Annotated in this window: 9 protein-coding genes; 1 reads left to right on the forward strand and 8 read right to left on the reverse strand. The window is 73.8% G+C overall.

The window, feature by feature from the left end; translation table 11 throughout:
- Positions 1-42 precede the first annotated feature (42 nt).
- The 8 genes from ACFVVL_RS34630 to ACFVVL_RS34665 are packed head-to-tail and all read right to left on the reverse strand — an operon-like array spanning position 43 to position 9,469.
- Positions 43-939 carry a formyl transferase gene (locus ACFVVL_RS34630; protein ID WP_387682431.1) on the reverse strand — a complete coding sequence of 299 codons (897 nt, stop codon included), beginning with the start codon at positions 937-939 and terminating at the stop codon, positions 43-45.
- Entirely contained in the window at positions 936-2,483 is a 1,548-nt protein-coding gene (locus ACFVVL_RS34635) for an NAD(P)/FAD-dependent oxidoreductase (protein ID WP_387682433.1), read from the reverse strand. Before ACFVVL_RS34635 ends, ACFVVL_RS34630 begins: the two co-directional genes overlap by 4 nt.
- Positions 2,484-2,510: 27 nt before the next feature.
- Positions 2,511-3,416, reverse strand: a complete 906-nt coding sequence (locus ACFVVL_RS34640) for a 3-oxoacyl-[acyl-carrier-protein] synthase III C-terminal domain-containing protein (protein WP_387682436.1) — start codon at positions 3,414-3,416, stop codon at positions 2,511-2,513.
- A gap of 55 nt (positions 3,417-3,471) precedes the next feature.
- On the reverse strand, positions 3,472-4,320 hold the full coding sequence (locus tag ACFVVL_RS34645) for a hypothetical protein (RefSeq protein WP_380288814.1): 849 nt from the start codon (positions 4,318-4,320) through the stop codon (positions 3,472-3,474).
- The gene (locus ACFVVL_RS34650) at positions 4,317-5,891 is read right to left on the reverse strand and encodes a carbamoyltransferase C-terminal domain-containing protein (protein WP_380288816.1); all 1,575 of its coding nucleotides are present in this window, start codon (positions 5,889-5,891) and stop codon (positions 4,317-4,319) included. The genes ACFVVL_RS34645 and ACFVVL_RS34650 overlap by 4 nt, the downstream gene beginning before the upstream one ends.
- Complete coding sequence (locus tag ACFVVL_RS34655) at positions 5,885-7,456, reverse strand: amino acid adenylation domain-containing protein (protein WP_387682439.1); 1,572 nt, start codon at positions 7,454-7,456, stop codon at positions 5,885-5,887. Before ACFVVL_RS34655 ends, ACFVVL_RS34650 begins: the two co-directional genes overlap by 7 nt.
- Positions 7,449-9,209, reverse strand: coding sequence for a condensation domain-containing protein (locus ACFVVL_RS34660; RefSeq protein WP_387682442.1), 1,761 nt, complete (start codon positions 9,207-9,209; stop codon positions 7,449-7,451). Before ACFVVL_RS34660 ends, ACFVVL_RS34655 begins: the two co-directional genes overlap by 8 nt.
- 35 nt (positions 9,210-9,244) lie before the next feature.
- The gene (locus ACFVVL_RS34665) at positions 9,245-9,469 is read right to left on the reverse strand and encodes an MbtH family protein (protein WP_387682445.1); all 225 of its coding nucleotides are present in this window, start codon (positions 9,467-9,469) and stop codon (positions 9,245-9,247) included.
- A 354-nt stretch (positions 9,470-9,823) separates the two neighbouring features.
- Here ACFVVL_RS34665 and ACFVVL_RS34670 point away from each other — a divergent pair, with 354 nt between their 5' ends.
- Positions 9,824-11,695 carry a RiPP maturation radical SAM C-methyltransferase gene (locus ACFVVL_RS34670; RefSeq protein WP_387682448.1) on the forward strand — a complete coding sequence of 624 codons (1,872 nt, stop codon included), beginning with the start codon at positions 9,824-9,826 and terminating at the stop codon, positions 11,693-11,695.
- Positions 11,696-11,751 lie beyond the last annotated feature (56 nt).

Below are 11,751 nucleotides of genomic sequence, written 5' to 3' on the forward strand. Positions count from 1 at the left end.
GTCCGAGGACCGGGCGCCCCCCACCGCCCCGCGGCGGCCGGCTCAGCCGGTCTCGTGCGGCGCCGGCTCGCGCGGCACCAGGCAACGGACCGGTTCCGGCTCCCGGGGAAGGTGCGGGACCCGTTCCAGCCCCGTCCGGATCCGCAGCCACGCCCACAGGTCGAGGTGCGGCTTGCGGCTGCGGTGCCGGAAGGTCTCCCCCGTGTCCTCCTGCGGGGTGGTGCGCAGCAGGACCTGCCCGCCCTCCAGTGCCGCGAGGATCTCCACCAGGCGGTCGATGGCCAGGTGGACCGCCCGGTCGTAGAGGTGCTCGTCGTTGTCCTGCGGGCGGATGCCGGGACGGACGACCTCTAGCAGCGCGCCGCCGTCCAGCCGGGCGGCGACGAGGTGCAGACTGGCGCCGATCCGCCGGTAGTCCTTGCGCAGGTAGGCGAAGAACACGCAGTGGTTGCCCTTGTACTCCGGCAGGTGGCCGCCGTGGATGTTGATCATCAGCCCGCCGGCCGCGACGGTCGCGGACCTGAGGTAGGTGGTCCCGCACACCACGGTCACGTCCGGGCGCAGCTCCTCCAGGTGGGCGGTGGCCTCCGCCGAGTTGATCCAGTCGACGCTCCGCACCCGCTCCGCGGGCGGGGCGTCGGCTCCGGTCAGCGCGGCGAAGTAGCGCCGCCGGTAGGCGGAGCGGCCGGTGAAGCGCTGGCGCCGGACCTGGTAGGCGCGGGCGAGGGCGTCGGTCCACGCACGCCGCGTCCAGAGCCGCCGCTGCTGCGCGGCGCCCGGCTCGACGATCACCCCCACGAGGTCCAGTTCGCGGGAGATCCGGGACACCAGGTAGGCGTGCTGCGGGTCGTCCGAGCAGAGCACGGCCACCCGCAGGCGCTCGCCGGGGGCGGCCGGCACGGCCTGCCACGTGTTCCCTCCCGTGCGGGTCAGCTTCATCGCGGCCCCCCGCCGGAGGAGACGGCGAGGGCGCGCCCGGAGGACCCGGCGCCGCCCGCCGCGGCGGGCCGCAGGAACCGGTCCAGCCGCTCGGGGTCGTACAGCTCGTGCATCGGGTGCGCCCGGCCCGCCAGCGCGGCCACCACGGCCCGGGCCACGCTCGGCGCCTGGGCGAAGCCGCCCGTGTTGTGGCCGCCGGTGACGACGCCGACGCCGCCCGCCACGGTCGGCACCGCCTCGAAGATCCCGAGGTTGGCCGCCGTCCAGGGTCTGACGCAGATCCGGCGGCTGCGCCGCAGGGAGCCGTCGCGGGAGGCCCGGGCGTGGGCCTCGGGGAAGAACGCCCGGCAGGTGTCCTCGACGGCGGCGAACATCGTCGCCAGCGCGGCGGGATCGGCGTCGGTGCCGTCCGCGCCGAGGTAGCCGTAGCCGGAGCCCACGACGAGGACGGGGCGGCCGCGCTCGTCGGTGCCCAGGGTCACGTTGGCGTCCTCGGTGAGGTGGCCGCGCCGGGCGATCTTGAGCGAGTGGCGCAGCTCCGGTCCGGGGTGCGGCAGGGTGAGCCAGACGCCCAGCACGCCGTGGATCCGGCCCTCGGAGCGGGTGCCGGCCAGCAGGTCGCCGCCGTGCGCCCCCGGCGAGAGCACGTAGTGGTCGGCGGTCACCAGGGCACCCGCGGCCCGCAGGCCGCCCATCCGGCCGCCGTCGGCCCACTCGATCCGCTCGACCGGGGTGGACCAGCCGAACTCCGCCCCGGCCTGCTCCAGACGGGAGACCATCCGGTCGAGGAGGCGGTGCACGTTGACCGTGAAGCCGGGGACCTCCAGCCCGCCGGCCAGGTCGGCGGTCGCGCCGGCGAGCCCGGGGTGGTGGCGGCGCACGTCGGCCGGTTCGAGCACGCGGCGCACCGCGTCGAGGCCGGTGTGCCGCAGGACCGACCGTTCGAACTGCTCCCGGTCGGTGTAGAGGCGCAGGATGCCCGGCCGGTGGCCGGTGTCCGCGAAGAGCTCGGGGTGCTCCTCGATCAGGGCGCGCCAGAGCCCGCGGCTCTCGCGGTTGAAGGAGAGGATGTCCGCGTCGTAGGTGCGGGCCAGCCGGGCCGGCACGCTCTCGAAGTCGCGGACCCAGTGCTCCTCGGCGGCGGAGAACGGCGCCGCCCTGACGTTCCAGCCCCGGGCGTCGAGGGAGCGGCGGAACACCCCGTTGACGGCGGGCCGGTCGGCGGAGGTCTTCGCGTGGTAGTCGTCGGCCTCGGTCAGGGTGAACATCCGGGCGTCGCCGCCGGCCCGGCTGCACCCGTAGGCGGACCAGTGCAGGTCCTTCCTCGGGTCGGGCCGCGCGTCCAGGATCCGCAGCCGGTGGCCGGCCCGCAGCAGGTACCAGGCGGTGACGAGGTTGACGATCCCGGCGCCGACCAGCACGACGTCCCGGCCGGGCGGGTGCGGCGGCGGCACCGGCGGGCCGCTCGTGCGGCGCTGCTCCCCGGGGGGCCGCGGCGCCGCCGTGGACGCCCGGTCCGCCGGGCCGGTTTCGAGGATGGGCATGGCAGGTCCCCCAGTGGGTTCGGGCGGTCAGCCGGTCCGCTCGACCGCGAGCGAGGTCCAGGAGTTCGGGCCGTCGCCGAAGGCCAGCACGTGGTCTCCCGGTCGGATCCGCCCGGTGTCAGCGCAGTGCGCCAGGGACACCAGGACGTCCGCGGAGAAGCAGTGCCCGAACTCGGCCACCGGGCCGATCAGCAGCCGGTCGACCGGTGCGCCCATCGCCGAGCAGAGGAACTGCTGGCTGATGGTGCGGTAGTTCGGGAAGAGCAGGTGGTCGAAGTCCGCCGGCTGCCGCCCGGTCCGCCGGGTGATCGCCCCGGTGGCCGTCACGGAGAGGGCCACCGTGCCCAGGATCCGGTCACCGTCCCCGCCCGGGGTCGCGGCGGGGGTGGCGGCGGCGGTGGCGGTCGACACCCCGTGCACCGCGTACCGGGGGCCGGGCGCGTCGAGCGGCTCGGCGCTGACCAGGCAGGCGGCGGCGCCGTCGCTGACGACGGAGAGCCGGTCGGCCTGGCTCCGGTCGCCGTCCAGCACCCGGTCGGCCAGCAGGACCAGCACCCGGCGGTGCGCGCCGGAGCCGACGGCCTGCTCGGCGAGGAGCAGGGCGGGGCCGAGGTTGCCGCAGTCGTGGCCCGACACCCGCAGGTACCGGATGCCGGGGAGGTCGAGCGAACGCGCCAGGTGCACCAGGGAGTCGCTGCTCGTGCGGTCGTTCTCGGTCACGTAGAGGAGCAGGTCGGGCGGCTGCGGGCAGGCCGCGAGGGTGCGGACGGCGGCGGCCTGCGCGAGCTGGTGGATCTCGCGGTCGCAGGCCCGGAAGTGGGCCAGGCCGGAGTCCGGGGCGAGCAGCTCGGCGTCGAGCTGTCCGGACAGTTCCGCGATGCCGTGCCGGTCGCCGTGTTCGTACGCGATGGCGCCGAGGTGCAGGTCGGTCATGGGGGAAGGTCTCTCCGTCCGCCGGTCCGCGGGGGACCGGGACGACGTCGGCGGGTCAGGTCCAGGTGACGACGGTGCGGTCGTCGGTGAACCCCATCAGAAAGGACAGGTTGGTGCGGTTGCCGGTGCTGGTGTCCACGGCGTGCACGAAGGAGCCGTTGAACACGTAGACGTCGCCGGGGCGGACGTCGAGGCGCAGCTCGTCGAAGCCGGCGAGGGTGTCCGCCGGGTAGGAGAACCCGGTGTGCTCGATCCCCAGCCGGCGCCGGCTGGCGGCGTCGGGGCGGATGTTCCACAGGACCAGCCGCCCGCCCTCCTCGTGCTCGACGCACATGTTGACGGCGCACACCTCGTGGTCCAGCACCCGCTGGATCTCGAAGCCGGCCTGCCGCGGGTCGGTGCACTGGGCGGCGTCCTCGTGGGGTTCGAGGGCGAACCTGCCCGCCTTGTCCCAGGCGCGGATCAGCGCCGGGCAGGCCTGGGCGCCCCCGTGCTCCGCGATCCGGAGCACGGCGTCCTGCCGGGCGAGCTCGGCGGCCAGCCCCGACCGGAAGGACCGCCAGGGCGAGTCCGGCACGTCGAGCACGTGCCGGACCTCCTCCAGGACCGCCGCGGTCTCGGCGAGGTACGTCCCGGTCGGCTTGTTCCAGTGGTAGGCGCCGACGTAGTGGGAGGGTTCGCCCTCGCGGTGCCGCCGGGCCGGGCTGGCCCAGAACCTCGCCACCGACTCCTTCCGGGCGGCCGGCGGGATGACGTCGCGGAAGACCACGCCGAGCCGCCTGCCGCGGAGCACGTCCACCACCGCGCCGGGGTCGAACGCGTCGCGTTCGTCGAGGCGGAAGAAGTCGGGGGCGGCCCTGGTCCCGGTGATCGGCCGGGTCCGTCGCCGCTGGTCGTGCGTCATGCCTTCGCCTCCCGTCGCACCGCGAACGCGTCGCCCACCACGTAGCCGTCCAGGCCGTGTTCCTCGCCGTAGCGGATCAGGTCGCTGGTCCGGTTGATGAAGCCGCGCCCGGAGAAGTTGAGCGAGGTGTTGCAGAGCACGCTGAAGCCGGTGAGCTCGCGGAACGCCGTGAGCAGCGAGGCCATCCGGGGATTCTGCTCCGGGGTCACCGTCTGCGCCCGGGCGGTGCCGTCGACGTGTGTGACGGCCTGCAGCTCGTCGGAGACCACCTGGCTGAAGTAGAGCATGTGGGGGTCGGGGATCGAGCCGCGGAACCAGCGGCCGGCGTCCTCCTCCAGGCAGATCGGCGCGATCGGGCGGTAGCCCTCCCGCTGCTTGATCCGGTTCAGCCGGGCCGTCGTCTCCCGGGTGAACGGGGCCGCCAGGACCGACCTGTTGCCGAGCGCGCGCGGGCCCATCTCCCAGCGCCCCTGGGCCCAGCCCAGCACCTTGCCGTCGGCCAGCGCCCCGGCCACCTCGGCGAAGTCCAGCGGCCGGACGTCGAAGAGCGCCGGGTCGAAGCCGGTGTCCTCGACGAAGGGGTCCCCGGCGTAGACGTCCCAGGAGACCGCGGCCGAGCCGGTGTAGTGGAGCTGCGCGTCGATCGCCGTGCCGAGGGCCGAGCCGCTGTCGTTCGGGCAGGGCGGCACGAACACCTCGGGGAAGAGCCCGCACTCGCGCCAGCGGCGGTTCCACTCGCAGTTGAGCGCGCAGCCGCCCGAGATCAGCAGCGGGTAGCCCTCGGTGAGCGCGCTCTCGGCGTAGCGGTGGAAGCGGTCGAAGATGGCGTCCGACAGCTTCGCCGCCAGGTTGCGGTACTCCTGGGAGTCCACGCCGATGTTGTGGAAGGGCGACCAGGTCAGCTCGTCCTTCGCCAGCCGCAGGATGATCTGCTCCTGGTCGAGGATGACGTCGATGAGCCGCTGCTCGTCCGCGGTCGTCGCGGTCCGCTGCGCGAAGCCCGTCAGGGCCATCTGCTTCCCGGCGTCCTGGAGCCGGAGCAGGCCCTTGTTCGCCGGGAAGTGCGGGTCGGCGAGCGCGAACAGGTAGGCGTACTTGTTGCCCGGGTCGGCCAGGACGTGGCGCAGGTGGGTGACCTCGCCGGCCTCGTCGATCAGGTAGAACGACCCGATGTTCCCCTCCCACACCAGGCAGTAGCAGGGCTGCCCGGGCGGGAAGGGGGAGAGACCGAACGCGGTCATGATGTGCGACCGCTCGTGCGTGGAGGAGAAGATCCGCACGTCCTGGCCGAAGAACCTGGCCCGCTCGTCGGAGACCGCGCCCGGCCCCACGCCGAAGTAGCCGGTCCGGGACGGGGGTTCCACCGAGTGGTTGCCCTTGACCCAGCCCCCGACCGCCAGCGCGTCGGGCAGCCGCCCCAGCCGTTCGGCCGCGAGCAGCAGCACCTCGGCGGTCAGCCGGTCGTAGCGGGGGTACGAGTCCTTCTCCGCCTCCAGGGAGAAGAGCAGCCGCCCGTCCTCGATCGCGGCTATCGCGCCGTCGTGACCTTCCTTGAAACCCAGAATCAGCATTCCTGCCCACCTCCGAGCGGCCGGCCGGCACCACTGCCGGCCAGGGCCGTGCGATCGAGCTTTCCGTTGTGCGTCAGGGGGAACTCGTCCAGCAGGACGAACCGGGAGGGCACCATGAAGTCCGGCAGCCGGTCGGCCGCGTGGGCCCGCAGGCCGTGCTCGGTCGCCGTGGCGGCCGTCTCCCGGTGCGTCGTCAGATAGGCGATCAGGCGCCGGTCCGCCGGATCGTCGCCGACCGCGACGACGACGGCCCGGCTGACCGCCGGGTGCGCCGCGAGCACGGCCTCCACCTCGGCGGGCTCGACCCGCACGCCGCGGATCTTCACCTGTCCGTCCACCCGGCCGACGAACTCCAGGGGCCGGTCGGCGTGCCACCGCACCAGGTCGCCGGTGCGGTACATCCGGCCGCCCGGGTGGCCGAAGGGGTCGGCGACGAACCGCTCGGCGGTGGCGCCGGGGCGGCCGAGGTAGCCGTGGGCCAGTCCCTCCCCCGCGGCGTACAGCTCACCGACCTCCCCGTCGGGGACCGGCCGCAGCCGCTCGTCCAGCACGTGGACGCGCTTGCCGCGCAGGCTCCGGCCGATCGGCACCGAGGCCCGGGCCGCGCTGTCCGCGGTGACCCGGTGCGTCGTCACGAAGACCATGCACTCGACCGGCCCGTAGCCGTTGACGAAGCGCAGCCGGGGGTGGGCGGCGGCCAGCCGTGCGGCGTGCCCGGGCGAGAGCCGCTCGCCGCCGACGAGCAGGTCGGTGAGGCCCGCGAGGGCCGCCGGGTACGCGTCCATGATCACGTGGAACAGGACGGTCGGGAGGTTCATGGTGGTGATGCCGTGCCGGGCGACGAGCTGCGCCATCCGGATCGGATCGGGGCTCCCCGGGTGGAAGACGCAGGAGCCGCCGGAGAGCAGCGGGCCCCAGAGCTCCAGGGCGAACGCGTCCCAGGAGACCGGCGCGCACTGCAGCCAGACGGTGTCGGGGCCGAACCGCGTGTAGTCCTGGCCGGCGACGGTGCCGACGATCGCCCGGTGGGGCGCGGCGACGCCCTTCGGCCGCCCGGTGGAACCGGAGGTGAAGATGACGCAGGCCAGGTCGGCGGGCCGGGCGCCCCCGGCGCCCCGGGGCAGCGCCCGGCCGGAGCCCCCGGTCGGCGCGACGAAGACCGCCGTGCCGCCGAGCCGCCGGACCTGCGCCGCGTCCTGCGCGACCACGGCCACAGGCCGGGTGTCCTCGACCATGCCGCGCAGCCGGTGCACCGGGAAGTCCGGGTCCAGCATCACGTACCCGGCCCCGGCCTTCAGCGCGGCGAGGATCGCCACCGCCGCCCCGGTGCCGCGCTCCAGGTGGACGCCCACCAGGGAACCGCGCCGCACGCCCGCGTCCACGAGCCGCCGGGCCAGTCGGTCCGCCCGCAGGTCCAGTTCGCCGTAGCTGAGCCGGTCGTCCCCGGCGGCCACCGCCGGCGCGTCGGGCGCGGCGGCGGCCAGGTCCTCGAAGATCTCGTGCAGGCACCGCGCGGCCGGCTCCGCGGTGTCCGGGCCCGGGCCGGCTCCCCCGTCGTCACGCATCCTGACCGGCCGTCGGAACGCCGCCGTCCGGGGCCGGGGCCCGGCGGGAGATCGGTGGCAGCGGATCCGGCCGGGCGACGGTGCGGATCCTGCGGGCGACTCCCGCCGCGGTGGGTTCGTCGAAGAACTCGCGGAGCCCGAACCTGACGCCGAGCACCGAACGGATCCGGCTGACCAGCCGGGTCGCCGCCAGCGAGTGCCCGCCGAGATCGAAGAAGTCCTCGTCGGGCCGGACCGACTCCCGCTTCAGCACCTCGGCGAACAGGCCGCACAGGGTCTCCTCGACCGGTGTGCGCGCCTGCTGCTCCGCCGCCGGGGGCTGCCGGTCCGCGGGCGCCGGCGTCCGGCTCGCGCCGGTCGCGCCGGTCGCGCCGCTCGCGCCGGACCGGGCCGGGGGGCGGGTCCGGTCCGCCGGGAACGCGATGTCGACCTGGTCGAGCGGGGCGTCGGGCGCCGCCACCACGGCTTCGAGCAGCAGCAGCAGACTGCGGGTCAGCAGTTCCGCGGTCGGCGGGTCGAACAGGTCCACGGCGTAGGCCAGGGTGCCCTCGATGCCGCCCGGGCCGCCGTCGGCGGCCCGGACCTGGTTCAGGTCGAAGACGAGGTCCAGCGACCCGGCGTCGGTGTCGATGCTCGTGTGGCGGGCACGGACGCCCGTCAGACGAAGGTCGTTCGCCACGCCGTCGTAGCAGGCGAGCGCGACCTGGCAGAGCGGGTGGCGGTCGACGGCGCGCTCCGGGTTGAGCGCGTGCACGACCTTCTCGAACGGCAGCTCCTGGTGCTCGTAGGCGGCCAGGTCGGTGTCCCGGACGCGGCCCAGCAGCCGGCGGAAGCTCGGGTTGCCGCCCGTGTCCACCCGCAGCACCACGGTGTTCACGAAGAAGCCGACCAGGTCGGCGAGGGCGTCGTCGGGGCGGTCGGCCACCGTGGTGCGCACCGGTACGTCCGTCCCGGCGCCCAGCCGGGTCAGCAGCGCGGCCACCGCGGCGTGCAGCACCATGAACGCGGTGGCCCCGCCCTCCCGGGCCAGCTCCAGCAGTCCGCCGTGCAGCCCGGCCGGTACCCGGAACGACACCGTGCCGAGCGCCCGGCTGCGCACCGGCGGCCGCGGCCGGTCGGTGGGCAGCGCCAACTCCTCGGGAATTCCGGCGAGTTCGGCCTTCCAGTAGGCCAGGTGCCGGGACATCGCGCTCTGCGGGTCCGCCTCGTCGCCGAGCACCGCGCGCTGCCAGGCCGCGTACTGGGCGTACTGGACGGGCAGCGGCTCCCAGCGTGGCTCCCCTCCCGCGAGCCGGGCCTCGTAGGCCAGCGCGAGGTCGCGCCAGAGCGGCCCCGCCGACCAGGCGTCCCAGGCGATGTGGTGGAGCACCACGACCAGCACGTGTTCCGCCGGCCCGGCGGCGAACAGCCACGCGCGCAGCGGCGGATCCACCGTCAGGTCGAACCCCCGCCCGGCGACCTCGGCCACCGCCGCGCTCAACTCCCGCTCGTCCGGCGCGGCCCGCACCAGGTGCGGCCGGCCCCGCGCGGGTGCGAGCACCTGCTGGTACGGCCCGTCCTCGCCCAGCGGGAAGACCGTGCGCAGCACCTCGTGCCGGACCGCCACGTCACCGAGCGCCGCCTCCAGGGCCGCCGCGTCCAGCGGGCCCGACAGCCGGAACGTCTCGGCCGAGTTGTGGGCCGCCGACAGCCCCTCCACCTGGTTCAGGAACCACAACCGCTCCTGCGCGAACGACAGCGGCGCCCCGGCCACGGCCCCTCCCTCTCCTGCTGCTGACATCGGACCGGTCAGGACGACCGGGTTGCGGTGGCCCGCATCTCCCGCACGAGGCTCGCCGGCCTCAGGTCCGTCCAGTTCTCCTCGATGAAGTCGAGGCAGGTCGTCCGGTCCGCCGCCGGGTGGGCGATCCGCCAGCCGTCGGGTGTCCCGGCGAACTCGGGCCAGAGGGAGAACTGCCCCTCGTCGTTGACCAGCACCACATAGGTGGCTTCAGGATCGTCGAACGGATTCATCGCCCCCACCTTTCCGAACGCCCGGTTGTCCCGGTCACTAAAACCCGCCGGTCCGGGCGTGCACAAGCGATGCCGCCCGGGAGTTGGCCGCACCCCCGGCCTTCGGCGGCGGTGCTCCGGCCGGTTCGGTGCGCCTGCGCTGTGCAACCGTCAGAATCTGCCGGTTGCACACCATCGGTGTGTTCCCGCGCGGGGCACGGCCCGGGGTGCGCGGGCTACGATCGAGGAACCCGACCCGAGCCGCGGCAGGATCCGACCGGAAACCCGCGGAGAACCTTCCGGGCCTTCCGTTCACTCCCGTCCATGGCCACTTGAGCATTGGGGACGACGATGATCAAAATCGGTCTGGTGAACATGCCGTTCGCCGATTGGCGGCGGCCGTCCTTCGCGCTGAGCCAGCTGTCCGCACTGACGCGGCGGGAATTCGGCGACGACGTCGACATCGAGGTGCACTACCTCAACCAGGAGTTCGTCGGCTATTTCGGCGCCGAGATGTACGACGAACTGTCGCAGGACATCGAGCACTTCACCAGCGGCTTGGGCGACTGGCTGTTCCGGCAGGTGGCGTTCCCGGAATCACCGGACAACACCGAGGAGTACTTCCGCCGGTACTACCGCGGCGACCGCTGGCAGGACTTCCGGGAACACCTGCTCGACCGGCGTCGCGGGATGGCGGACTTCTGCGCCGACCTGGTGGACCGCCACCGGCTCGACGCGACCGACGTCGTCGGGTTCACCTCGATGTTCGCCCAGAACACCGCCAGCATCGCGCTCGCGCGCCTGGTCAAGGAGCGCAACCCCGGCACCGTGACGGTCATGGGCGGCGCGAACTGCGAACCGCCCATGGGGGCGGAGCTCATCGCGCACGCGCCGGCGCTCGACTACGTCTTCTCCGGCCCGGCCCTGACGTCCTTCCCCGAGCTGGTCAGGTGCCTGCTCGACGGCGACCGCGGCCGGGCGGACGAGCTGCGCGGCGTCCTCTCCCGGTCCAACCACACCGACCCGAGGCGCGCGTCCGCGATCGGCGCGGACCGGAGCATCGACGACTTCTTCGAGCCGGACTACTCCGACTTCGCCGGGGCGCTCGCCCGGAACCCGGAGATCGGGCGGCTGATCGAGCGGGGGAGCAAACCGGTCCTGTTCTTCGAGACCTCACGCGGCTGCTGGTGGGGCGAACGGTCCCACTGCACGTTCTGCGGCCTCAACGGCTCGACCATGGAATTCCGGAGCATGGACGCCGAGCTCGCCACCCGGCAGTTCCAGTGGCTCTTCGGCCACGCGTCGTGGTGCACCACCTACGAGTGCACCGACAACATCATGCCGCGCAGCTACCCCAAGGCCGTCTTCGAGAAGCTCGACCCCCCGGCGGGCACGTCCATCTTCTACGAGATCAAGCTGCCCGTTCCGGAGGCGGATCTGCAACGCATGGCGCGGGCCGGCGTGAACCGCCTGCAGCCGGGCATCGAGGCGCTCTCCACCGACATCCTCACCCTGATGCGCAAGGGCACCACCGCGTTCCAGAACCTGCAGTTCCTGAAGAGCTGCCGGCGGTTCGGCATCGAGCCGCTCTGGAACCTCCTCACCGGTTTCCCCGGCGAATCCGCGACGGTGTACGAGAAGTACGAGCGGGACATTCCGCTGCTCGCCCACCTGCCGCCGCCCTCGGGCGCCCATCTGATCCGATTCGACCGCTACAGCCCCTATTTCATGAATCCCGACGAGTTCGGGCTGCAGCTCCAGCCGCTGGACTTCTACCGGCTGGTCTACCCGTTCGGCGAGGAGAGCATCACCAGGCTCGCCTACTTCTTCTCCGACGAGAACCTCTCGCCCTACGCGCTGGACGCGATCGAGTGGCTGGAGCCGATCAACCGGCTGATCGAGACGTGGCAGGCGCAGTGGGACGGCGGGGAGCCGGTGCCGCAGCTCTGCCTGTCCACCGGCCCGGACGGCCGGCCGCAGGTGCTCGACACCCGGACCGGCCCGCTGCGGACCCACGAACTCGACGAGCCGGACGCGGCGATCCTGCGCAAGCTGTCGTCGCCGATGCGCACGACCCGGCTGGCCCCGGCCCTCGGCCTCGCCGAGGACGAGACGGACCGCCGTCTGGCGTTCCTGCGGGAGCGGGGCCTGCTGTTCGAGGAGGGCGACCGGGTGCTGAGCCTGGTGACGCTCGAAGCCTCGGCCGCGGAGTCGGCGGTGGCGGCCGGACTGGAGCTCCTCGACTAGGAACGCGCCCGACGCGATGGGGCCGTACCCGCCGACCGGCGGGTACGGCCCCATCG

It is taken from the genome of Kitasatospora sp. NPDC058115 (assembly GCF_042884635.1).
Lineage (GTDB): Bacteria > Actinomycetota > Actinomycetes > Streptomycetales > Streptomycetaceae > Kitasatospora.